Origin of the sequence: Aeromonas sp. 19NY04SH05-1, assembly GCF_040581895.1 — a bacterium.
In the GTDB taxonomy this organism is placed as follows: Bacteria; Pseudomonadota; Gammaproteobacteria; order Enterobacterales; family Aeromonadaceae; genus Aeromonas; species Aeromonas enteropelogenes.
In genome coordinates this window covers 3,232,147-3,254,469 of sequence record NZ_CP095328.1, presented here as the reverse complement: position 1 = coordinate 3,254,469, position 22,323 = coordinate 3,232,147, and the positions used below count along the sequence as shown (strand labels likewise).

Sequence of the window (22,323 nt, the reverse complement as noted above, 5' to 3'; positions counted from 1 at the left end):
CCAAACAGATTAAGGTAGTGTCATGGGGTTGCGTCCATGACCATCAAGCGGGCAGATGTTGCTGCCCCCATTGCGAGAACATGTTATGAGTCAGCACTTTTACGTACATCCGGAAAACCCCCAGGCGCGTCTCGTCAGCCAGGCGGTGCAAATTCTGCAAAACGGCGGTGTCATCGTCTATCCCACCGATTCCGGCTATGCCCTGGGCTGCCAGATGGGTGACAAGGGAGCGCTGGAGCGCATCTGTCGCATCCGTCGCATCGATCCCAACCACGACTTCACCCTGGTGTGCCGGGATCTCTCCGAGATCGCCACCTACGCCAAGGTGGACAACAGCGCGTTTCGCCTGATCAAGAACAACACCCCGGGCGCCTATACCTTCATCTTCAAGGCCACCAAGGAGGTGCCGCGTCGTCTGATGAACGAGAAGAAGAAGAGCATCGGCATCCGGGTACCGGACAACAAGATCGCACAGGCGCTGCTCGAAGCCCTCGGTGAGCCGCTGCTCTCCACCACCCTGATCCTGCCCGATTCCGAGATGGCGGAGTTCGACCCCGAGGAGATCTTCGACAAGCTGGGCAAGCAGGTGGATCTGGTGGTCAACGGCGGTTATCTGGGCGAGCAGCCCACCACGGTCGTGGACTTCTCCGACGACGAGCCTGTGCTGCGTCGTCGCGGTGCCGGGGATCCGACTCCGTTTGAGTGAGACCGCTGAACCCGTGTCCGTGACGGCCACGACGATTCCCGGCGAGACGGGGGAGGGGGCAGCACTCCTCACCCCCATCGCGAAAGTCCTGGGGCAGCCCTATCACGAGCTGCCCCAGGATCTGTTCATTCCGCCCGATGCGCTGGAGGTATTCCTCGATACCTTCGAGGGGCCGCTCGATCTCTTGCTCTACCTCATCCGGCGCCAGCAGCTCGATATCCTCAACCTGCCGATCCTGCAGATCACCGCCCAGTACATGGAGTACGTGGAGCTGATGCAGGGGCTCAATCTGGAGCTGGCGGCCGAGTACCTGCTGATGGCAGCCTGGCTGGCGGAGATAAAATCCCGCCTGCTGCTGCCCAAGGCGCCCGAGCTGGAGGATGAGGAAGAGGGGGAAGATCCCCGCGTCACCCTGATCCGCCGCCTGCAGGAGTATGAGCGTTACAAGGTCGGCGCCGAGCGGGTGGACGCGCTGCCAAGGGTGGAGCGGGAGATCTTTATCGCCACCGCTCTGCCGCCGGATTTTGGCTCCCTCAAGCCGCTGACTCCCGATGTTTCGCTGGTTGAGCTCGCCCTTTACATGCAAAGTGTGGTAAAACGCGCGACTCATTTTGAACATCACCAGATCCGCCGTGAGCAGATCCCGACCCGGGTGCGGATGGCGGAGATCCTCGCCATGCTCTCCCTAGGCCAGACCCTGCGCCTTGAACAGGTGCTGCGGGCCGAAGAGGGGCGCATGGGGGTACTGGTGACGTTTCTGGCCCTGCTGGAGCTGTGCAAGGAGCAACTGATCTGGATCCTGCAGGCAGAACCACTGGGTCCAATCCATTTCGCGTTGGCGGCAGAAGAGAGCGTGACAAGTGAACAGACCCATTGAGCTCGTGCCCTGTTTGCTCAGTGGTAGCCAGCGCCGCTGGGACAAGCTCCATTTCGCGTTGGCCGAGCAGAGCGAGGAGGGCAACCGTGGCGCTGCCCACTGAACGACTCAAGACGCTGATCGAGGCCGCCCTGTTTGTCGCGGGGCGCCCGCTCAATATCAGCGAGCTGAAAAACAGCGTGCTGGCCGACTATCCTGTCACCACCCGCTACGTGCAGCTGCTGCTGGCGGAGCTCAAGCAGGATTACAGCGAGCGTGGAGTGGAGCTCAAGGAGGTCGCCTCCGGCTGGCGCTTTCAGGCCCGCCAGGATTACGCCGAGGAGCTTTCGCGCCTGTGGAGCGAGCGGGCCCCGCGCTATTCGCGCGCCGTGATGGAGACGCTGACGCTGATCGCCTATCGTCAACCCATCACCCGGGCCGAGATCGAGGCGATCCGCGGGGTAGCGGTGTCGAGCCAGATAGTGAACACGCTCAAGGATCGTGGCTGGGTGCGCAGCATCGGCCACAAGGAGGTGGTGGGGCGCCCCGAGCTGCTTGCCACCACCCGGGCATTTCTGGACTATTTCAACCTGCAGGGTCTGGAGCAGCTCCCCGAGCTGGATCCCGAACTGCAACCCTCGTTGGCCACCATGGTGGATGAGGGGAGCGAGCCTGATGTCGGCGACAAAAATGCTGACCGGGTCTCTTAATCATGCAAACGGTGGCGGACTGCCCGAAGGGCCCCGCCACAGTGACAACCGTTGCCCCCATGCCGGTGGGCAGCGATCAACAATCAGGTAACCCCGATGAGTGAAAAACTGCAAAAAGTGTTGGCCCGCGCGGGTCACGGCTCCCGTCGTGAGATGGAGGCCCTGATCACCGCAGGTCGGGTCAGTGTGGATGGCAAGGTCGCCACACTGGGGGATCGCGTCGAAGTGAACGCCGTGATCCGGGTGGATGGTCACCAGGTCAAGACCCGTGCCGCAGAGGAAGTGATCTGCCGCGTGCTGGCTTACCACAAGCCGGAAGGGGAGATGTGTACCCGTCACGATCCGGAAGGTCGTCCCACCGTGTTTGATCGTCTGCCCAAGATGGAAGGGGCCCGCTGGATTGCAGTCGGCCGCCTCGACGTCAACACCTCCGGCCTCTTGCTGTTCACCACCGATGGTGAACTGGCCAACCGGCTGATGCACCCGAGCCACGAAGTGGAGCGGGAATACGCGGTGCGGGTCTTTGGCGAGATCACCGAAGCCATGCTGCAGCGCCTGCGCAAGGGCGTGCAGCTGGAAGACGGCATGGCCAAGTTCAACAAGATCAAGCCGGCTGGCGGCGAGGGGCTGAACCAGTGGTTCAACGTCACCCTGACCGAGGGGCGCAACCGTGAAGTGCGCCGCCTGTGGGAATCCCAGGAAGTGCAGGTGAGCCGCCTGATGCGGATCCGCTACGGCGATGTGAAGCTGGATCGCGCCATCCCGCGCGGTGGCTGGCAGGAGCTCAAACTCCCCGAGGTGAACTACCTGCGCGGCCTGGTCAATCTGCCGCCGGAGACCGAATCCAAGGTCGATCTGCAGCAAGATGGCAAGAGCAGCCGTCACAAGCAGGCCGCCCAGATCCGCCGCGCCGTCAAGCGCCACAAGGAGATGCAGGGCAAGGAGCCGCGCGCCCGCGCCACCACCGCCCGTCGCAAGCCGACCTCCTCTACCCGCAACTCGGGTACCGGCAGCAAATAAGCACCCGTCATAGCGCAGGTGGCCCGTCAGCTACCGGTGTCACCAGCAGTTATAAAAGCCCGCACCCCATGGTGCGGGCTTTTTTTCAGTGTCCGGCAGCGGCTCCTGTCGGATATACTGGTGATGTTATGCCTTTGTCAGAAAGATGGCTGTCCCAGTAATTGGTTGCAGAAGCTATCTCTACGGCGTTGTTTCCCAAATCAGCCAGCAAGCCATGATTTCCCCAGCTCTGGGTGACCGCTACACTCGAGGCTTTCTGACAGGTAGGCCCAGGGTATTCAACTTGTTTATGGCACTTACATACGCCATGACTTCTCCCACCTGACCATTGTAGTTACGCAGACTGATTTTCCCCGCCAGCAACTGCTTGAAGCGATACATCGCCGTCTCTGCCAGCGAGCGACGGTGATACCCCGATATCTTCTTCCAGTGCGCCAGCCCTTCCTTGCGCATCACCAGCACAGCGTCATTTCTTGGGTGTCCCTTTTTCCATAACCCCGCGCTCTTGCGAGGCGGGATACAGGCTGTCGCCCCTTTGCGCGAGATAAGCTGATGGTTGGCTTTGCTGTCATAAGCTCCATCCGCATAAACATGTCCCAGCTTACGCCGCAGAGGGTTGAGCAAGGTGGGCAACACCTCGGCATCATGGACATTTTCCAGCGAGACTTCCGCCGCCACGATATCGTGGGTCACTGGGTCTACCGCCAGATGCAACTTGCGCCAGACTCGCCGTTTCTCGGTGCCGTGTTTTCTGACCTTCCACTCGCCTTCACCAAACACCTTCAGACCGGTTGAGTCGATAACCAAGTCGGTAATGCGTCCCTTTGAGGGCTGCCGATAGGCCACTGTCACCGTGCGGGCCCGCTTGCAGACACAGCTGTAATCGGGGGCACAAAGCGGTACGTTCATCAACTCGAACAGGGAGTCGAGTAGTCCCTGGGTGGCCCGCAGAGTGAGGCTGAAAATCCCCTTGAGCATCAGGAAGGTACAGATGGTCTGGTCAGTGTAAAGCTGGCTGCGGCCCCGCCGCCCATGATGGTCGTGGTGAAACCAGTTGCTCATGGCATCGGCATCAACCCAGAAGGTGAGTGAACCACGATTAATCAAAGACTTGTTGTATTTAGGCCAGTTGGTGATGGGGTGAAGCGACGTGCCCATGATGCAGACTTGAAAAGGATGGTGGTGATCAGATCACCAAGTCCTCAGTTAGTTCCATTCAAGCTGTATCGATTTGGGCAACAACGCCTATCTCTACAGCTAAGCCAGGTGTGCAATTTACTGCTCCACGTAATCTGAATGAGCAAGTACTCTGGAATGTAGTTATTGATGCCCCGTCCTTGGGTCAGCCACTAAAAGGTATGAATAAAGATCTTCGTTTCCCTGCTGATGCTGGTTTTCAGAAAATGCAAGCTACACACCAGTTGCCTGATGGAACCAACATAACAATTCACTACCAGTATAACTTTAATACTGGTAAGGCTTACGATATGAAGATAACAACACCAGAGCGAAATAATCTTCAGCCAGGCAATTCAATTATGAAAGGTGACTAATGAAAATAAAGAAATCAGAAACAGAAGTGGCCGTTTTTGCTATTTATTGGCTCCATGGCAAAACATATTTTTATGGCCTTTCAAAAGGATATGATGGTTTGCTTGCATACGATGCAAGTGAAGTTGAGGTGTTAGATCCAGAATTAGGAAATGACTATATATATATGGATGATGGTGTTTTTTATAAACCATTGATTGAAGAGGATATTCTTGATGGATTGGTAGAGGCAGACCCAACCGCCTACCAGCGCTTTCTTGAGATACTTCGGTCCGTAGATTACAAAATTTAATTGAGCGCCGAGAATATACCATCGAAATTCTGGGACACCCACTTTTTTAGTTAGGGAAGGTGCGAACAAGTCTGTGATATGAGATCATAATGTTCATCCGGAGCCGCATTTCCGAGGGCCATCATGAGTCATCAACTCACCTTCGCCGACAGTGAATTCAGCAGTAAGCGCCGTCAGACCAGAAAAGAGATTTTCTTGTCCCGCATGGAGCAGATTCTGCCATGGCAAAACATGGTGGAAGTCATCGAGCCGTTTTACCCCAAGGCTGGTAATGGCCGGCGACCTTATCCGCTGGAAACCATGCTACGCATTCACTGCATGCAGCATTGGTACAACCTGAGCGATGGCGCGATGGAAGATGCTCTGTACGAAATCGCCTCCATGCGTCTGTTTGCCCGGTTATCCCTGGATAGCGCCTTGCCGGACCGCACCACCATCATGAATTTCCGCCACCTGCTGGAGCAGCATCAACTGGCCCGCCAATTGTTCAAGACCATCAATCGCTGGCTGGCCGAAGCAGGCGTCATGATGACTCAAGGCACCTTGGTCGATGCCACCATCATTGAGGCACCCAGCTCGACCAAGAACAAAGAGCAGCAACGCGATCCGGAGATGCATCAGACCAAGAAAGGCAATCAGTGGCACTTTGGCATGAAGGCCCACATTGGTGTCGATGCCAAGAGTGGCCTGACCCACAGCCTAGTCACCACCGCGGCCAACGAGCATGACCTCAATCAGCTGGGTAATCTGCTGCATGGAGAGGAGCAATTTGTCTCAGCCGATGCCGGCTACCAAGGGGCGCCACAGCGCGAGGAGCTGGCCGAGGTGGATGTGGACTGGCTGATCGCCGAGCGCCCCGGCAAGGTAAGAACCTTGAAACAGCATCCACGCAAGAACAAAACGGCCATCAACATCGAATACATGAAAGCCCGCATCCGGGCCAAAGTGGAGCACCCGTTTCGCATCATCAAGCGGCAGTTCGGCTTCGTGAAAGCCAGATACAAGGGGCTACAGAAAAACGATAACCAACTGGCGATGTTATTCACCCTGGCCAACCTGTTTCGGGTGGACCAGATGATACGTCAGTGGGAGAGATCTCACTAAAAACCGGAAATAACGCCAGGAATGGCGAAAAAAACGGCCTAAATAGGCTAATTCGAGGTGTTTACGGGAGAACAATCGGCCCGGATCCGCGAAATTTTAATCAGCGAGCCAGCTTGGGAAGAAATGACCTGCTTATTCGCACTTTCCTTAGCAGATGCCCCGTAAACCCTCGCCCAATCGGGCGGGGATATAAGGGGAGCTAATCTGGTGTGTTCTGCGAGGCGACATACGCCTTGAGCGTTTCGATAGTGGCCCCGAAATCTGGGAAATCTGGGACACCCACCTTTTTGACAGTGGCGTAGTGCTGTTCTTGACTTGAGAGGTCACCGTTGAGGGATGCGCCATGACCATTGCCCGTTCACGTCAAATCAGCTTGCAGGATACGCCTTACTACCACGTGGTCAGCCGCTGTGTGCGGCGAGCCTTCCTGTGTGGTGACGATGCCCATTCAGGCCAGAGTTACGAGCATCGGCGTCAGTGGGTGGTCGACAAGTTGGGGCAACTATCGCGGTTGTTTGCTATCGGCATTTGTGCTTATGCGGTGATGAGCAATCACTATCATCTGGTGCTCAAGGTGGAGCCCGATACCGCAGCCAACTGGAGTAAGCGGGAGGTGGCTGAGCGCTGGGCTGCGCTTTTCCAGTGGCCGCTGTTGGTTAGGCGTTGGTATCAAGGGGAGATGTTGATCGAGCCTGAACTGGCTGTTGTGCAGCAATTGCTGGCCCAATGGCGGGAGCGGCTTCACTCCATCAGTTGGTTTATTCGGCTACTCAATGAAAATCTGGCCCGTCAGGCCAATCGGGAAGATGGTTGCAAAGGCCATTTCTGGGAGGGCCGCTTCAAGAGTCAGGCTTTGCTCACCGAATCAGCCTTGCTGGCCTGTATGGCGTATGTTGACCTCAATCCGATACGAGCCGCGTTGACCGAGCGGCTAGAGCTGAGTGACTACACCAGTATCAAGCAGCGCCTTGACGAGCCTGCTACGACTGAGGTTTTGCCACCCCTTTTGCTGCCGTTTGCCAGCCAGGGGAAGCCTGAAAAATTGCCCTATGCCTTCACGGACTACCTAATGTTGGTTGATTGGACAGGTCGTGCAATTCGGTCCGACAAGCGTGGTCATATTCCGGCTCACCTTGGACCTATTCTGGAGCGACTGGGCCTTGAAGCTATCTGCTGGTTGAAGCAGGTGACGCTGTTTAGGCGACAAGGGATCAGAGTGGTGGGAGACAGAGAGCAATGCCAGCAGTTTGCTCGCCATTGTGGCCAGCGGCGATGCCATCAACCACGCCTTTGATTACTTGGCGTTCACCCTGTCGATAGCTCTGGGTATTGCACACAGTTCAGTGAATGACTGTGTAGGGGCTGTTGCTTTCTAAACCTGAAAATCTCTCTCACTAGCTGACTTTGCAGGTGTCAGTTCGAATTCACTCACCCTCATTGTGTCTGCAAGGTGTCTGCAAGCAGCCTGATAGTGGCTTACTCAAAAATGTGGGTGTCCTAATTGTTATGCTAATTGTTATGGCTTGATCACGTCTGACCCCACCCCAGCCCTCCCCTTGTCAGGGGAGGGGGCCAGAGTAGTCTCTCTGTGGGCGAGGACGTCGGCCTACGCCTCTACCTTGCGCGAGGGGAGGTCGGGAACGGGATTCTGCCGGGGAGGCGCATCAGGGTGGTTGCCCGGCGTGGCCGGGCTTGTTAGCCTTGGCGGCATTGATTGAGGAGTGAACCATGAGCAAGGTACTGGACGAGCTGTTGGCGTTGCTGGCGCTCGAGAAAATCGAGGAGGGCCTGTTTCGGGGCCAGAGCCAGGATCTCGGCCTGCGGGCCGTGTTTGGCGGACAGGTGATGGGGCAGGCCTTGTCAGCCGCCAAGCAGACAGTGGCCGCCGATCGTCAGGTGCACAGTTTCCACTCCTACTTCCTGCGCCCCGGCGATGCCAACCGTCCCATCGTCTACGACGTGGAGAATATCCGCGATGGCCAGACCGTCTCCACCCGCCGGGTCAAGGCCATTCAGGGCGGCAAGCCCATCTTCTATCTCAACGCCTCGTTCCAGATTGAGGCCGAGGGGTTCGAGCACCAGGCGCAGATGCCGGCGGGGATCACTCCTCCCGAGCAGCTCAAGAGCGAGCTGGAGCTGGTGCGCCCCTACGAGCAGCAGATCCCGCCGGCGTTGCGGGACAAGATCATGTGCGAGAAGCCCATCGAAATTCGCCCTGTGACCCTGGTCGACCCGATCCGCCCCGATGTGCACGAGCCGCTGCGCCACGTCTGGTTCAGGGCCAATGGCCAGATGCCGGACGATTTGCGGGTACACAAATACCTGCTGGCCTATGCCTCCGATTTCCACTTCCTGTTCACCGCCCTGCAGCCCCACGGCGTCTCCTATTGGGAGCCGGACATGCAGGTGGCCACCATCGACCACTCCATGTGGTTCCACCGCGATTTCAGGCTGGATGACTGGCTGCTCTACGTGGTGGACAGCCCGAGCGCCAGCGGCGGGCGCGGCCTGGTGCGCGGCCAGTTCTTCACCCGCGATGGGGTGCTGGTGGCCAGCACCATGCAGGAAGGGGTGATCCGCCGGCGCGGCAGCTAGGCGTCGTCAATGGCCGGAAAGAGAAGAGGGTGGCATGGCCACCCCCTTGCTGTTATCGCCGTGAACAGTGAGCGGGCCTCTCCCCGTCATCCCCCGCGCTGGTATTTGAAACGTTTCTTGCGCCGGTAGGGGTAGACATCCTCGAACAGCCCCTCCTTGATATTGCCCTGCAGTTTTTGCCAGTAGCTGGCATCGAACAGCTCCTTGTGCAGCTGCATCATGATCTCCCGCACCTGGGGCTTTTGCAGCAAGAAGGTGGCGAACTCCTCGGGGAAGATGTCGTTGGGGGCCACCGAGTACCAGGGCTCGGCGCTCCACTCGTCCTCCGGGTAGCGCGGCGGCGGGATCTGGCGAAAGTTGCACTCCGTCATGTAGCAGATCTCGTCGTAGTCGTAGAACACCACCCGGCCGTGACGGGTCACGCCAAAGTTCTTGAACAGCATGTCCCCCGGGAAGATGTTGGCCGCGGCCAGCTGCTTGATGGCGTTGCCGTACTCCTCCAGTGCGAGCCGGGTCTGCTGTTCATCTGCCTTGTCCAGATAGAGGTTGAGGGGGATCATCTTGCGCTCTGTGTAGAGGTGCTTGATCACCAGCTTGTCACTGGTGAGGGTGAGCGTCGAGGGGGCCACCGCCTTGAGTTCGGCCAGCAGCTCCGGCGAAATGCGCTCCAGCGGGAACTCGAAGTTGGTGAATTCCTGGGTATCGGCCATGCGGCCGACCCTATCGTGCTGTTTCACCAGCCGGTACTTCTCTTTGACCTGGGCGTGGCTCACCTCCTTGGGGGGGGTGAACTCGTCCTTGATCACCTTGAATACCACGTCGTAGGAGGGGAGGGTAAACACGCTCATCACCATTCCCTTGATGCCGGGGGCGATGACGAACTGCTCCCGGCTCTGGGCCAGATGTTGCTGGTAGTGGCGATAGAGCTCGGTCTTGCCGTGCTTCTGGCAGCCGATGGCGTTGTAGATCTCGTAGTCCGCCTTGTGGGGCATGATCTGGCGCAGGAAGATCACGAATAGTGCCGGCACGGGGGCATAGACCATGAAGTAGGCGCGGGCGAAACCGAACACGATGGAGGCGATGGCCGGCTCGAAGATGACGGTGTCCACATAGATGCTCTGGCCCGTGCTGAGCAGGGGCAGGATAAAGGGCAACACCTGTCCCTTCACCCGGATAAGCCCCACCAGATAGGCCCCCTTGTTGCGATAGAACACCTCCTTGAGCAGCTCTATGGTGAAGGGCTCCTCATGGAGGATTTGCGGACCGTTCTCGGCAAGATGGTGGTGGATGTCGACAATATCGCGCTGTTTATCCTCATAGGGCAGGGTGAAGCTGTAATCCCCCAAGAGCTGGCTCAGGGTCTGCGGCAGGTGGGCCAGATCGGTGCGATAGACCCGCAGCAGGCTGCCCAGATCCGGGTGCTCCCCTCGGCTGAGAAACGGGTGGATATAGAGGTTCTCGTCACGGATGTTGCGGTGGCGAAAGATCCGGCGATAGACGGAGTTGAAGAAGGACTCGGCCACCTCGAAGTTCTCGCAGTGGGGCAGCAGGTCGCTGAAGGCCCCCTTCACCCGTTTGAGCAGCGCCTGGGTGGCGTGATGCTCCCCCATCATCTGGCGGATGGAGCTGGCGGTGGCACCCACATGGTGATCATAGAGGCGGATCCGCTCTCGTCCTGCGAGCTGGACCCCCAGCCAGTCACTGTTCTCGAAGCGGCTCTTGCTGCCGCGGGTGATCTCGAGAAAGCGGCTGTAAAACGACTCGAAGCGTTGCAAGATGGTCTCGGCGACGGCCTGTTCCAATGGCTGCGGCATCTCTCTCTTCCTTGTGCTGTGTCGGGCCGATAGCGCGGGCAAAGGTGCGCGTTTTCTGCGCACGTCTGGCCACTATGGCAACATTCAAACGTCTGTTCAAGTGGCAATTTTCGGGGATAAACGGTAGATTGCGCCCCTGTTTTACCGACTGTTTGCCGTCTGTTTTCGCAGCTCGGCCCGGCCCAAGAGGAAACCCAATGAAACTCTATTTTGTCCTGGTGGCACCCGCTCGCGCCGCGAACGTGGGGGCTGCCGCGCGCGCCATGAAAACCATGGGTTTTGACGCCATGCGACTGGTGGCGAGCCGGGTGCACGAAGAGGAAGAGGCGGGCTGGGTCGCGCACGGTGCGCAGGAGATTCTGACCAACGCCGAGGCCTTCGACACCCTGCCCGAGGCCCTGGCCGACATGGATCTGGTGATCGCCACCACAGCCCGTCAGCGCGGTCGCTACCAGCACTACCTCACTCCGGCGGAAATTCGCGATCAGATCCGCGCCAAGTCATCGCTTCGCAAGGTCGCCATCGTGTTTGGCTGCGAGGAGTCGGGGCTTTCCAACGAGCAGCTCGCCCAGGTCGATCTCATCAGCTACCTGCCCCTCAAGGTGGGGTATCCGTCGCTGAACCTCGGTCAGGCGATCATGCTGTATGCCTACGAGCTGAGTCAGCTGCTGGATGGGCCAGAGGCCATAGCAGAAAAAGGGGATACCGTTGGGCAGGTTCGTGTGCTGAAACAAAAAACAGCAGAAATTCTGGGTGAACTCGGAGTTTCACAGGATGAAAAGCTGCATCAATGGGTGATGGACCGGGTACCCATGCTGCCGCAGCGGGATCTGAATATGCTCCATTTGCTCTGCAAAGACCTGATCCGCAAGTTTGGCCAAGAGGTTTAGGTTGACAGCCGGGCGCCCGGCGCGGTATTGCTAAAAGCCAGCTTCGTTCAAGAGAGTTCGTCATGCCCCTTTTCAGCCACATCACCACCACCACCATTATTACCGGTACCACCACAGGTGGCACTGGGGCCGGTTGATGCGCTGACGAACAAGCACAGAAATCTGAAAAGGCCCGTACCCACCCAGTACGGGCCTTTTTTGTTGGGTTATTTTCATACCGTTTTTCAAGGGATTACAGGGAGAGAGTGCGATGAGAGTGTTGAAGTTTGGCGGTTCGTCACTGGCCGACGCAGAGCGTTTTTTACGGGTAGCCGATATCGCGGTGAATACCCATGGCCAGTCTCAGGTCGCCCTGGTGCTGTCAGCACCGGCCAAGGTGACCAACCACCTAGTGGCCCTGGTGGAGCAGACCAGTCGCGGCATGGATGCCACCAATACCCTGTTTGAAATCAACGGTATCTTCTCCCGCCTGCTGGCCGGATTGAAGGCCGCCTACCCGGCGCTGGATGACAAGGCGCTGCAGGCCCGGCTGACCAGTGAGCTGGATCAGGTGGAGCGGCTGATGCAGGGGATCCGCCTGCTGGGGCTGTGTCCGGACAACGTGCAGGCTCGCATCCTGAGCCGGGGCGAAAATCTCTCCATCGCCTTTATGCACGAGCTGTTGCGGGTGCGCGGCCTCGAGCTGGATCTCATCGTGCCGGAGCAGCTGCTGGTGACCGATGGCGGCTACCTGGAAGCTCACGTCGATATCGAAGCCTCCCGCCTGCGCTTTGCCGCCAAGGGACTGCGTAGTGATTGTCTCTACCTGATGCCGGGCTTTACCGGTGGCAGCGACAAGGGCGAAACCGTGCTGCTGGGGCGCAACGGCTCCGACTACTCCGCCGCCGTGCTGGCCGCCTGCGTCGATGCCGAGTGCTGCGAGATCTGGACCGATGTGGAAGGTTGCTACAACTGCGACCCGCGCCTGGTGCCAGATGCCTATCTGCTGAAAACCCTCTCCTACAAGGAGGCGATGGAGCTCTCCTACTTCGGCGCCAAGGTGCTGCACCCGAAAACCATCGCCCCTGTGGCCCAGTTCCACATCCCCTGCCTTATCAAGAACAGCTTCAATCCCCAGGGGCCGGGCACCCTGATCGGGGTTGAGCAGGGGGATGATGATCTGAAAGTGAAGGCCATCTCGGATCTCTCCGGCATGTGTATGTTCAACGTCTCCGGCCCCGGCATGAAGGGCATGGTGGGCATGGCGGGTCGCATCTTCTCCGCCGTTTCCCGCGCCGGGGTCAGCATCGTTCTCATCACCCAGTCATCTTCCGAGTACAGTGTCAGCTTCTGTATCCACAGTTACGATCTGGACAAGACCCGCAAGGTGCTGGAGCGCGAGTTCGAGCTGGAATTCAAGAACCAGCTGCTCGATCCCCTCGAGATCATGCAGGATCTGGCCATCATCTCCCTCATCGGTGATGGCATGCGCACCAGCAAGGGGATGGCGGCGCGCTTCTTCACCTCGCTGGCGCAAGCCTCCATCAATATCGTCGCCATTGCGCAGGGTTCCAGCGAGCGCTCCATCTCTGCCGTGGTGCGTGCCGGCAAGGTGGCGGAGGCCATCAAGGCGTGTCACCAGAACTTCTTTGGCAGCCAACAGTTCATCGATCTGTTCGTGGTCGGAGTCGGCGGTGTCGGCGCCGCCCTGGTGGATCAGATTGCCCGCCAGCAGCCGGTACTGGCCGAGCAGGGCACTGGCCTGCGGGTAGTGGGTATTGCCAACAGCCGCCAGATGGCGGTCAACAAGGATGGGCTCAATCTTGCCAACTGGCGCGAGCAGCTGGTGGAAGCCCGTGACAGCTTCAGCCTGGAAGCGGTGCAGAAGCTGGTGGAAGACAGTCACCTCATCAACCCGGTGATCGTCGATTGCACTTCAAGTGAAGCCATCGCGGTGCAATATGCCGACTTCCTGGCCGCCGGTTTCCACGTGGTCACTCCGAACAAGAAAGCCAACACAGGGTCGCTTGATTACTACAAGGCGCTGCGCCGCACCGCTCGCCAGACTCGCCGCAAGTTCCTCTACGAAACCAACGTGGGGGCCGGCCTGCCGGTCATCGAGAACCTGCAGAACCTGATCAAGGCTGGCGACAAGCTGCGCGCCTTCGATGGCATCCTGTCCGGATCGCTCTCCTTTATCTTCGGCAAGCTGGACGAGGGGATGAGCTTCTCCGAGGCGACCAAGATTGCTCGTGGCAACGGCTTTACCGAGCCGGATCCCCGCGACGATCTCAACGGCATGGACGTGGCGCGCAAGCTGCTCATTCTGGCTCGCGAAGCCGGCATGGCGCTGGAGCTCTCCGACGTGGAAGTGGAGCAGGCCCTGCCACCGGGCTTTGATGTCAGCGGCGACGTGGAAGCCTTTATGGCCCGTTTGCCCGAGGCTGACGGCTGGTTCCGCGATCAGTTCGCCTTGGCCCAGAGTGAAGGCAAGGTGCTGCGCTATGTGGGTTCCATCGAGGGTGGCAAGTGCAAGGTCGCCATCAAGGCGGTCGGTGCCGACGAGCCGCTGTTCAAGGTAAAAGACGGGGAGAACGCGCTCGCCTTCTTCTCTACCTATTACCAGCCGATCCCGCTGGTGCTGCGTGGCTACGGCGCCGGTACCGAGGTGACTGCCGCCGGCGTCTTCGCCGACGTGCTGCGCACCCAGAACTGGAAGCAGGAGCTGTAAGCATGAGCGCAGAGATGAAGCGAAACGAGAGCGTGGTGGCCTATGCGCCGGCCTCCAGCGCCAACCTGAGCGTAGGATTCGATGTGTTGGGGGCGGCGCTCGCCCCCGTGGATGGTTCCCTTTTGGGAGACAGGGTCCAGGTCAAATCGGCAGAAGTGCCGTTTGCCCTCTCGGCGGTGGGCCGCTATGCCCACAAGCTGCCGGATGACCCCAAAAAGAACATCCTCTATGACTGCTGGCTCGCCTATGGCGAGGCGCTGGAAAAACGCGGCTTTGGCCTCAAGCCGCTGGAGATGGTGCTGGAGAAGAGTCTGCCGGTGGGATCGGGCCTCGGTTCCAGCGCCTGCAGCGTGGTGGCGGCGCTCGAGGGGCTCAACGCCTTTCACGGCAACCCATTGAGCGAGCACGAATTACTGTTGCTGATGGGGGAGATGGAGGGCAAGATCTCCGGCTCCGTTCACTACGACAACGTGGCCCCCTGTTATCTCGGTGGCATGCAGCTGGTGGTGGAGGAGGGCGGCGTTATCAGCCAGGGCATTCCGGTGTTTGACGAGTGGTACTGGGTGGTCTGCTACCCGGGCACTGTGGTCTCGACCGCCGCCGCCCGCGCCATCCTGCCGGCTCAGTATCGTCGTCAGGACTGCCTCACCTATGGCCGCCGGCTGGCTGCGTTCGTCCATGCCAGCTACACCGGTCAGGAGCCGCTGGCTGCGAGCGTCTTGAAAGACGTGATTGCCGAGCCCTACCGCGCGGCGCTGATCGAAGGCTTCAACGAGGTGCGGGCCCAGGCGGCCCAGAACGGGGCCCTGGCCACCGGCATCTCGGGCTCAGGTCCCACCGTGTTTGTGGTGATGAAGGAGCTGGCCCAGGCCGAGCGGATGAAGGATTGGATGGAAGCGCATTTCGTGCGCAATGAAGATGGATTCGCCCGGGTTTGCAAACTCGATATGGCCGGGGCACGGGTAACAGGAAGCGAGCTATGAATCTTTACAATATCAAGGACAAGAGTGAACAGGTGAGCTTCGCCCAGGCGGTGTGTCAGGGTCTGGGCCGCGAACAGGGGCTCTTCTTTCCAGAAACCCTCGAGCCGCTGGCGGACGTCGATGCCTTGCTCGATCTGCCGCTGGTGGAGCGCTCGGCGCGCATTCTCAGCCACCTGCTGGGGGACGAAGTGCCCGCGCCCAAGGTGCACGAGCTGGTCAGTGCCGCCTTCACCTTCCCGGCGCCGCTGGTCAAATTGAAAGATGGCACTTATGCACTCGAGCTGTTCCACGGCCCGACCCTGGCGTTCAAGGACTTCGGCGGCCGCTTTATGGCCCAGTGCCTCGCGGCCTTTAGAACCAACGACAAGATCACTATCCTCACCGCCACCTCCGGCGACACCGGCGCTGCCGTGGCCCACGCCTTCTATGGTCTGGAGGGGATCGAGGTGGTGATCCTCTATCCCAAGGGCAAGATAAGCCCGCTGCAGGAGGCGCTGTTCTGCACCTTAGGGGGCAACATCCGCACCATCGCCATCGACGGCGACTTCGATGCCTGCCAGGCGCTGGTGAAGCAATCCTTCGACGATGAGGAGCTGAAAAAGGCGATTGGTCTGAACTCCGCCAACTCCATCAATATCAGCCGCTTGCTGGCCCAGGTCTGCTACTACTTCGAAGCCGTGGCCCAACTGCCGAAGGACCAACGCGCCAAGGCGGTCATCAGCGTGCCGTCCGGCAACTTTGGCAACCTCACCGCGGGGCTGATCGCCAAGGCGCTGGGGCTGCCGGTCAAGCGCTTTATCGCCGCCACCAACGCCAACGATACCGTACCGCGCTACCTCAAGACCGGCCAGTGGGATCCGCACCAGACGGTCGCTACCTTGTCGAATGCCATGGACGTGAGCCGCCCCAACAACTGGCCGCGGGTAGAGGAGTTGTGCCGTCGCAAGGGTTGGGCGCTGGAAACCTTGGGCTCCGGCATGCGTGATGACGCCCAGACTCGGGATGCGCTTAAACGCCTGCACCAGCAGGATTACCTGTGCGAGCCCCACGGTGCCATTGCCTGGGATCTGCTGAACGAGCAGCTCGCCGAGGATGAGGTAGGGGTGTTCCTCTGCACCGCCCACCCGGCCAAGTTCAAGGAGTCGGTGGACGAAATCCTGGGGCTGGATGTGCCGCTACCCGGGCCCCTTGCCAAGCATGCCGCGCTGCCGCTGCTCTCCCACAACCTGCCAGCGGAGTTCGCCCCCCTGCGAGCTTTTTTGCTGGGCTAATGGGTTGAACAGGAAATAAAAAATCCCCCGCCTTTTTGCAAAGAGCGGGGGATTTTTTATGTGGGTACAGCTCTTGGCCAACCAGATAAGGGGCGTAAGTTATTTGGCGAAGGTCTTATCACAACTCCGTCATTGATGTGATCTGTTAGCCCTCCTCTTGCTCCCCGCTCTTGGTTTGCAATCCGATGTCACGCATTGCCGTGCCTGAACAAGAGGCTTGCCATATAAAAGTAGCCAGTTTGCAGTTTCTGGCTTTGCATCTTTGATCCATCCCTCGTTGCAACGGCGGTAGATAGCCAGCCAAGTTACGGTTTGCTCAAAAAGATGGTGGGCATAGATTTTTACCACATGGATAATATTAATTACGATGAACTAAGCACACTGATTTATAGGCTCAATTTGTTCAAAGCACGAACGATAGTATTGGAATTCATTATGAGAGCTATTTAAACTGGTTTCGAAAGCTAAGAGTAAAGCTGTAAATAGAGCATCCTTGGATAGTGATATTTTTCCATCGTACTTTCTTACTTCTGAAGTTATGAATTTCAGAGTGGCGGAAAAGAGAAAGTGCCCCCTCAAGTAATTAAATAATCTCATGTTTTTTGAATGTAGGATGTGGTTCGTTTTTGTTTGAAAATCACTGTCAATGTTTATATTGAAAGAATCCAACAATGCATCTATCTTCTCTGGGCATAAAGTTGGAGATGTCCTAGATACTGTAAGTTTAGAACAATTATCACCTAGTATACTTAATCCACATTTATTAACGTAGTTGAATATTTCAAGCATTGTTAATTTATATGTAGATGAATCAATATGGTTTAACCAATTTAAAATATCTTCTTTTGGTACGTTTTTATTTGGTATTCTTCCAAGTGATTGTATTACTTTGGTTATTGTTTGTTCTGAAATCAATGTGTTTTCAATAGAGTGACCAAAAGTTCTAATGATTTTAGGATGAGACTTATATTGTTCAAATAATGTAAAGTCTGAGTCACATGCAACAATTACCGAACTCAGCTCACCAGATATGATTCTATCTATATATTTGTTTAACTCATTACAGCTACCGACATCTTGTATTTCAACCATTAGTGTTGTAAATTTGCAAAATAAATTTTCCCAAAATGGGATGTCATCTTTCCCCTCTACATAAACTACATAATTAGTATTATAAAAAAGATTTAAAATGTTTTGAGCCTCCATTGAGTAACTAAGACTATTCACGGATGAGGTTCTCCATATTATATATGAAGTTTTTATAATTTGAGGCTATTTCAGGTGAATGTGTTGCTGCAATTATTTGTGCGTTAGGATTTATATGTCTTATTGCGGGAATTATTTTTCTTTGCCAAGCTATATGCAAAGAAAGCTCTGGTTCATCAGTCAAAAAGACAAATGGTTTTTGCCTTTGCAATAATGTCTCTATAAATAAAATCAGTAGTTGTTTTTCACCTGAGGATAGTTCACTGCAATTAATATTCTCATCTAGACTTGAAATTTTGAGTAGCCCACCGATAAATTGAAATGTTTTATCTGGTATAAAAGTTCTTAACGTCTCTAGGAATAAAGTAATCGGTGAGAATATATGAGACGTCTCCTCTTCAGCTTTAAGTGACATTTTAATTATTGATTGCGTTTTACGGAGTGCCTCTAAGGATGCAAAATTAATGTCACCACTTTTTTTATTTATCTTTTTAATTGTTTCGTCAATGGCGCCAACATGAAAGTTTATCTTTTGTTTAACGTCGTCATCAATAGCATTTAAGGAAAGTGCGAATAAGCAGGTCATTTCTTCCCAAGCTGGCTCGCTGATTAAAATTTCGCGGATCCGGGCCGATTGTTCTCCCGTAAACACCTCGAATTAGCCTATTTAGGCCGTTTTTTCGCCATTCCTGGCGTTATTTCCGGTTTTTAGTGAGATCTCTCCCACTGACGTATCATCTGGTCCACCCGAAACAGGTTGGCCAGGGTGAATAACATCGCCAGTTGGTTATCGTTTTTCTGTAGCCCCTTGTATCTGGCTTTCACGAAGCCGAACTGCCGCTTGATGATGCGAAACGGGTGCTCCACTTTGGCCCGGATGCGGGCTTTCATGTATTCGATGTTGATGGCCGTTTTGTTCTTGCGTGGATGCTGTTTCAAGGTTCTTACCTTGCCGGGGCGCTCGGCGATCAGCCAGTCCACATCCACCTCGGCCAGCTCCTCGCGCTGTGGCGCCCCTTGGTAGCCGGCATCGGCTGAGACAAATTGCTCCTCTCCATGCAGCAGATTACCCAGCTGATTGAGGTCATGCTCGTTGGCCGCGGTGGTGACTAGGCTGTGGGTCAGGCCACTCTTGGCATCGACACCAATGTGGGCCTTCATGCCAAAGTGCCACTGATTGCCTTTCTTGGTCTGATGCATCTCCGGATCGCGTTGCTGCTCTTTGTTCTTGGTCGAGCTGGGTGCCTCAATGATGGTGGCATCGACCAAGGTGCCTTGAGTCATCATGACGCCTGCTTCGGCCAGCCAGCGATTGATGGTCTTGAACAATTGGCGGGCCAGTTGATGCTGCTCCAGCAGGTGGCGGAAATTCATGATGGTGGTGCGGTCCGGCAAGGCGCTATCCAGGGATAACCGGGCAAACAGACGCATGGAGGCGATTTCGTACAGAGCATCTTCCATCGCGCCATCGCTCAGGTTGTACCAATGCTGCATGCAGTGAATGCGTAGCATGGTTTCCAGCGGATAAGGTCGCCGGCCATTACCAGCCTTGGGGTAAAACGGCTCGATGACTTCCACCATGTTTTGCCATGGCAGAATCTGCTCCATGCGGGACAAGAAAATCTCTTTTCTGGTCTGACGGCGCTTACTGCTGAATTCACTGTCGGCGAAGGTGAGTTGATGACTCATGATGGCCCTCGGAAATGCGGCTCCGGATGAACATTATGATCTCATATCACAGACTTGTTCGCACCTTCCTTAATCTTTTATATGCCGCGATAAGATCTGTCTTTTCTTTTTCTTTATCATAAGAAAGAATATATCCCTTATGTCTTGAATCCTCTTTGCTATATAATATGGAAGCTAAAACATCTTTTTGTAATTTTGTGGCTACATCTCTAGCCTTTTGGGATAAATCTAATTGATAGTGAGTTAAATCCTGTAAGAGTTCACCAAGTTTATAGTCAACTGGAGCTATGACTCTAGTCCCATTCTTATCACGAACTTCATAGTCTTGACCATTTCTAAGCCGATAAACAGATAGGGATGAGAGAGTTACGAGTTCAGTGAGCTTTGTTTTAATTTGTTCACATTCCTCTTGAACTCTTCGTCTAAAGCCAGGAGAAATCCTTCTGTCATCACTAGGAATTAACCGAACTTGAAATTTGCTCTGGGATATCTGGTATTCAAGGACTTGTATTGGGAAGTTTGGATTTTCTATTTTTTTTGCTTTAATGGTTTTTATACTGCTATTATGTCGCAACTTTATTTCTATTCGATCGAAATTTGTATTCATAATGCCATCAATATCAACTGACAACACTGATTGCAGTATGTTCATAAATGTTGTTTTACCGGTGCCATTTCGCCCTATTATAATGTTGACATTATCATCAAAATTACAATGTGCATTAAATTTACCCCAGAAATTTTCTATAATAACACTTTGTATTTTATACATGGATGTTCTCATCTCGTATGTTGGGCTAAACCGACCAAAAACTAAACCAATTATTCCCGGCCCGAGTCACTATCAATGACCCAATTTGGCTCTATCCATCCTGCGGTGATATGGCGAAGAATGGAGGATCTCGTATGTTGGGCTAACACATGTAGGTTGGCGCTGAACGAAGTGAAGCCCAACGTTTACCGAGAAAGCTAAATTCGGTTGTTGATTTTCTATTGCCATAATTCCTATTGTATATTGGGAATCATCTCTCCAATTTGTTGGGCTTCGCTGTGCTCAGCACCAACCTACACGAATTGAAGCACAACGTTTACCGAGAACACTAAATTCGGTTGCTGATTATCTATTGCCACGATTCCTATCGTATTTTGGAAATCATTTTCCCATTTGTTGGGCTTCGCTGCGCTCAGCACCAACCTACAAAATATCCCAAACCAATTATTCCCGACCCGAGTCACTATCAATGGCCCAATTTGGCCCTATCCATCCTGCCGCAATATGGCGATGGATGGAGGAATAAGGCCAATCGACCGGTTTGGCACAATAGCCATGTTTGACCGGATTGAAGTGGATGTACTCGACATGGGCTTGCAGATCCTTGTCGTCCCGGATCAAATGTTCCCAATAGCGGCGTTGCCAGATGCCGCGCTCCCGTTTTCTGAGTCTGCTCTCCCGTATCCGCTCTGTTTTGGCGAGCTTTCGTGAAAATCCTGCCTTGATCAGAGACCAGCGCAGGGGATAGTCACTGTCATCCGGTGGTAGTTGCCAAATGGCATGGAGGTGATCCGGCATCACCACCATGGCAATGATCTCGAAGGGATGATGCTGTTTGACGTGGCGGATCACCTCGCGCAGCAGGTCGATATGGCGTATCAGCAGATCTTGCTTCCGGTCGGCCAGATTGACGGTGAAGAACCAGCATGCGCCGCTGGCAATGGCTCGGCGATAGCGCATGGCTCTCCTTATCCCATATCGGGGTGATGCATCCAGTTTGTTCGGTTTCGCAGTGTGTGGCACCAATCGGCGTTGTTGCCCAAATCGATACAGCTTGAATGGAACTAACTGAGGACTTGGTGATCTGATCACCACCATCCTCTCCAAGTCTGCATTATGGGCACGTCGCTTCACCCCATCACCAACTGGCCTAAATACAACAAGTCTTTGATTAATCGTGGTTCACTCACCTTCTGGGTTGATGCCGAGGCCATGAGCAACTGGTTTCACCACGACCATCATGGACGGCGGGGCCGTAGCCAGCTCTACACCGACCAAACCATCGCCACCTTCCTGATGCTCAAGGGGATTTTCAACCTCACTTTGCGAGCAACCCAGGGACTACTCGACTCCCTGTTCGAATTGATGAATGTGCCGTTGTGCGCACCAGACTATAGCTGTGTCAGCAAGCGAGCACGTACGGTGACAGTGGCCTATCGACAGCCCCCAAAGGGACGCATTACCGACTTGGTTATCGACTCAACCGGGCTGAAGGTGTTTGGTGAAGGCGAGTGGAAGGTCAGAAAACACGGCGCCGAGAAACGGCGAGTCTGGCGCAAGTTGCATCTGGCGGTAGACCCAGTGACCCACGATATCGTGGCGGCGGAAGTCTCGCTGGAAAATGTCCATGATGCCGAGGTGTTGCCCACCTTGCTCAACCCTCTGCGGCGTAAGCTGGGACATGTTTATGCGGATGGAGCTTATGACAGCAAAGCCAGCCATCAACTTATCTCGCGCAAAGGGGCGACAGCCTGTATACCGCCTCGCAAGAGCGCGGGGTTATGGAAAAAGGGACACCCAAGAAATGACGCTGTGCTGGTGATGCGCAAGGAAGGGCTGGCGCACTGGAAGAAGATATCGGGGTATCACCGTCGCTCACTGGCAGAGACGGCGATGTATCGGTTCAAGCAGTTGCTGACGGGGAAAATCAGTCTGCGTAACTACAATGGTCAGGTGGGAGAAGTCATGGCGTATGTCAGCGCCATAAACAAACTGAATACCCTGGAACTACCTGTCAGACAGCCCCGAGTGTAGCGGTCACCCAGGGCAGGCGAAGTCATGACTTTCTGGCTGATTTGGGAAACAACGCCGCACCAATCGACAGAGGGCGCGATTGTTGGGCTTCGCTGCGCTCAGCACCAACCTACAAATTGC

21 protein-coding genes and 1 other annotated feature are annotated in these 22,323 nt (G+C 55.6%); of the genes, 14 read left to right on the top strand and 7 right to left on the bottom strand.

Translation table 11 applies throughout. The features are described 5' to 3' along the window. Positions 1 to 85 precede the first annotated feature (85 nt). From MRK42_RS14880 to rluB, 4 genes are all read left to right on the top strand, one after another. Positions 86 to 706, top strand: a complete 621-nt coding sequence (locus MRK42_RS14880) for an L-threonylcarbamoyladenylate synthase (RefSeq protein WP_026457056.1) — start codon at positions 86 to 88, stop codon at positions 704 to 706. Continuing rightward, positions 699 to 1,583, top strand: a complete 885-nt coding sequence (locus MRK42_RS14875; RefSeq protein ID WP_338610761.1) for a ScpA family protein — start codon at positions 699 to 701, stop codon at positions 1,581 to 1,583. Before MRK42_RS14880 ends, MRK42_RS14875 begins: the two co-directional genes overlap by 8 nt. An 86-nt stretch (positions 1,584 to 1,669) precedes the next feature. Beyond that, positions 1,670 to 2,272, top strand: coding sequence for an SMC-Scp complex subunit ScpB (scpB, locus tag MRK42_RS14870; RefSeq protein ID WP_216994067.1), 603 nt, complete (start codon positions 1,670 to 1,672; stop codon positions 2,270 to 2,272). A gap of 96 nt (positions 2,273 to 2,368) precedes the next feature. Continuing rightward, on the top strand, positions 2,369 to 3,292 hold the full coding sequence (gene rluB, locus MRK42_RS14865) for a 23S rRNA pseudouridine(2605) synthase RluB (RefSeq protein WP_026458107.1): 924 nt from the start codon (positions 2,369 to 2,371) through the stop codon (positions 3,290 to 3,292). Positions 3,293 to 3,532: 240 nt separating this feature from the next. Here rluB and MRK42_RS14860 read toward each other — a convergent pair whose 3' ends face one another. Next, the gene (locus MRK42_RS14860; protein WP_338610758.1) at positions 3,533 to 4,450 is read right to left on the bottom strand and encodes an IS5 family transposase; all 918 of its coding nucleotides are present in this window, start codon (positions 4,448 to 4,450) and stop codon (positions 3,533 to 3,535) included. 110 nt (positions 4,451 to 4,560) lie between these two features. Between MRK42_RS14860 and MRK42_RS14855 the strand changes: the two genes are divergently transcribed. The 5 genes from MRK42_RS14855 (at position 4,561) to tesB (ending at position 8,834) form a co-directional block, all read left to right on the top strand. Further along, a complete protein-coding gene (locus tag MRK42_RS14855) occupies positions 4,561 to 4,845 on the top strand; it encodes a hypothetical protein (protein ID WP_338610756.1) in 285 nt (94 codons plus the stop codon). Further along, positions 4,845 to 5,135, top strand: coding sequence for a hypothetical protein (locus MRK42_RS14850; protein WP_042027633.1), 291 nt, complete (start codon positions 4,845 to 4,847; stop codon positions 5,133 to 5,135). The genes MRK42_RS14855 and MRK42_RS14850 overlap by 1 nt, the downstream gene beginning before the upstream one ends. A gap of 123 nt (positions 5,136 to 5,258) precedes the next feature. Then, the gene (locus MRK42_RS14845) at positions 5,259 to 6,239 is read left to right on the top strand and encodes an IS5-like element IS5 family transposase (RefSeq protein WP_279458731.1); all 981 of its coding nucleotides are present in this window, start codon (positions 5,259 to 5,261) and stop codon (positions 6,237 to 6,239) included. Positions 6,240 to 6,582: 343 nt separating this feature from the next. Continuing rightward, a complete protein-coding gene (locus MRK42_RS14840) occupies positions 6,583 to 7,533 on the top strand; it encodes a transposase (protein WP_338610754.1) in 951 nt (316 codons plus the stop codon). Positions 7,534 to 7,967: 434 nt separating this feature from the next. Then, entirely contained in the window at positions 7,968 to 8,834 is an 867-nt protein-coding gene (tesB, locus tag MRK42_RS14835) for an acyl-CoA thioesterase II (RefSeq protein WP_338610752.1), read from the top strand. Between the two features lie 86 nt (positions 8,835 to 8,920). On the opposite strand, the gene aceK is transcribed toward tesB, so the two are convergent. Continuing rightward, positions 8,921 to 10,648 (bottom strand): bifunctional isocitrate dehydrogenase kinase/phosphatase, encoded by a 1,728-nt coding sequence (gene aceK, locus MRK42_RS14830; protein ID WP_338610750.1) that lies wholly within the window; start codon positions 10,646 to 10,648, stop codon positions 8,921 to 8,923. 197 nt (positions 10,649 to 10,845) lie between these two features. Here aceK and MRK42_RS14825 point away from each other — a divergent pair, with 197 nt between their 5' ends. The 4 genes from MRK42_RS14825 to thrC all read left to right on the top strand — a co-directional run bounded on the left by MRK42_RS14825 (position 10,846) and on the right by thrC (position 16,502). Next, positions 10,846 to 11,538: a tRNA/rRNA methyltransferase gene (locus MRK42_RS14825; RefSeq protein ID WP_026457392.1), complete on the top strand. Its 693-nt coding sequence runs from the start codon at positions 10,846 to 10,848 to the stop codon at positions 11,536 to 11,538. Between the two features lie 69 nt (positions 11,539 to 11,607). Further along, positions 11,608 to 11,740, top strand: a sequence feature (Thr leader region). 48 nt (positions 11,741 to 11,788) lie between these two features. After that, positions 11,789 to 14,248, top strand: coding sequence for a bifunctional aspartate kinase/homoserine dehydrogenase I (gene thrA / locus MRK42_RS14820; RefSeq protein ID WP_201978170.1), 2,460 nt, complete (start codon positions 11,789 to 11,791; stop codon positions 14,246 to 14,248). 2 nt (positions 14,249 to 14,250) lie between these two features. After that, positions 14,251 to 15,231 (top strand): homoserine kinase, encoded by a 981-nt coding sequence (thrB, locus tag MRK42_RS14815; RefSeq protein WP_338610746.1) that lies wholly within the window; start codon positions 14,251 to 14,253, stop codon positions 15,229 to 15,231. Further along, positions 15,228 to 16,502 carry a threonine synthase gene (gene thrC, locus MRK42_RS14810; RefSeq protein ID WP_338610744.1) on the top strand — a complete coding sequence of 425 codons (1,275 nt, stop codon included), beginning with the start codon at positions 15,228 to 15,230 and terminating at the stop codon, positions 16,500 to 16,502. The genes thrB and thrC overlap by 4 nt, the downstream gene beginning before the upstream one ends. 372 nt (positions 16,503 to 16,874) lie before the next feature. Here thrC and MRK42_RS14805 read toward each other — a convergent pair whose 3' ends face one another. The 5 genes from MRK42_RS14805 to MRK42_RS14785 form a co-directional block, all read right to left on the bottom strand. After that, a complete protein-coding gene (locus MRK42_RS14805) occupies positions 16,875 to 17,729 on the bottom strand; it encodes a DUF4435 domain-containing protein (protein WP_354688329.1) in 855 nt (284 codons plus the stop codon). Then, positions 17,722 to 18,360, bottom strand: coding sequence for an AAA family ATPase (locus tag MRK42_RS14800; RefSeq protein ID WP_354688328.1), 639 nt, complete (start codon positions 18,358 to 18,360; stop codon positions 17,722 to 17,724). Before MRK42_RS14800 ends, MRK42_RS14805 begins: the two co-directional genes overlap by 8 nt. A 56-nt stretch (positions 18,361 to 18,416) precedes the next feature. Then, the gene (locus tag MRK42_RS14795; RefSeq protein ID WP_279458731.1) at positions 18,417 to 19,397 is read right to left on the bottom strand and encodes an IS5-like element IS5 family transposase; all 981 of its coding nucleotides are present in this window, start codon (positions 19,395 to 19,397) and stop codon (positions 18,417 to 18,419) included. A gap of 46 nt (positions 19,398 to 19,443) precedes the next feature. Continuing rightward, positions 19,444 to 20,169, bottom strand: a complete 726-nt coding sequence (locus tag MRK42_RS14790) for an AAA family ATPase (RefSeq protein WP_354688327.1) — start codon at positions 20,167 to 20,169, stop codon at positions 19,444 to 19,446. Positions 20,170 to 20,613: 444 nt separating this feature from the next. Next, entirely contained in the window at positions 20,614 to 21,129 is a 516-nt protein-coding gene (locus MRK42_RS14785; RefSeq protein WP_338610740.1) for a transposase, read from the bottom strand. 156 nt (positions 21,130 to 21,285) lie between these two features. Here MRK42_RS14785 and MRK42_RS14780 point away from each other — a divergent pair, with 156 nt between their 5' ends. After that, on the top strand, positions 21,286 to 22,203 hold the full coding sequence (locus MRK42_RS14780; RefSeq protein ID WP_354688326.1) for an IS5 family transposase: 918 nt from the start codon (positions 21,286 to 21,288) through the stop codon (positions 22,201 to 22,203). Positions 22,204 to 22,323: the final 120 nt, after the last annotated feature.

What these genes read in the sequence shown, in the direction of transcription:
- MRK42_RS14880 (WP_026457056.1), top strand. Translation starts at nt 86, where the DNA reads ATGAGTCAGCACTTTTACGTACATCCGGAAAACCCCCAGGCGCGTCTC.
- rluB (WP_026458107.1), top strand. Translation starts at nt 2,369, where the DNA reads ATGAGTGAAAAACTGCAAAAAGTGTTGGCCCGCGCGGGTCACGGCTCC.
- MRK42_RS14860 (WP_338610758.1), bottom strand. Translation starts at nt 4,450, where the DNA reads ATGGGCACGTCGCTTCACCCCATCACCAACTGGCCTAAATACAACAAG.
- MRK42_RS14850 (WP_042027633.1), top strand. Translation starts at nt 4,845, where the DNA reads ATGAAAATAAAGAAATCAGAAACAGAAGTGGCCGTTTTTGCTATTTAT.
- MRK42_RS14845 (WP_279458731.1), top strand. Translation starts at nt 5,259, where the DNA reads ATGAGTCATCAACTCACCTTCGCCGACAGTGAATTCAGCAGTAAGCGC.
- MRK42_RS14840 (WP_338610754.1), top strand. Translation starts at nt 6,583, where the DNA reads ATGACCATTGCCCGTTCACGTCAAATCAGCTTGCAGGATACGCCTTAC.
- tesB (WP_338610752.1), top strand. Translation starts at nt 7,968, where the DNA reads ATGAGCAAGGTACTGGACGAGCTGTTGGCGTTGCTGGCGCTCGAGAAA.
- aceK (WP_338610750.1), bottom strand. Translation starts at nt 10,648, where the DNA reads ATGCCGCAGCCATTGGAACAGGCCGTCGCCGAGACCATCTTGCAACGC.
- MRK42_RS14825 (WP_026457392.1), top strand. Translation starts at nt 10,846, where the DNA reads ATGAAACTCTATTTTGTCCTGGTGGCACCCGCTCGCGCCGCGAACGTG.
- thrA (WP_201978170.1), top strand. Translation starts at nt 11,789, where the DNA reads ATGAGAGTGTTGAAGTTTGGCGGTTCGTCACTGGCCGACGCAGAGCGT.
- thrB (WP_338610746.1), top strand. Translation starts at nt 14,251, where the DNA reads ATGAGCGCAGAGATGAAGCGAAACGAGAGCGTGGTGGCCTATGCGCCG.
- thrC (WP_338610744.1), top strand. Translation starts at nt 15,228, where the DNA reads ATGAATCTTTACAATATCAAGGACAAGAGTGAACAGGTGAGCTTCGCC.
- MRK42_RS14795 (WP_279458731.1), bottom strand. Translation starts at nt 19,397, where the DNA reads ATGAGTCATCAACTCACCTTCGCCGACAGTGAATTCAGCAGTAAGCGC.
- MRK42_RS14790 (WP_354688327.1), bottom strand. Translation starts at nt 20,169, where the DNA reads ATGTATAAAATACAAAGTGTTATTATAGAAAATTTCTGGGGTAAATTT.
- MRK42_RS14785 (WP_338610740.1), bottom strand. Translation starts at nt 21,129, where the DNA reads ATGCGCTATCGCCGAGCCATTGCCAGCGGCGCATGCTGGTTCTTCACC.
- MRK42_RS14780 (WP_354688326.1), top strand. Translation starts at nt 21,286, where the DNA reads ATGGGCACGTCGCTTCACCCCATCACCAACTGGCCTAAATACAACAAG.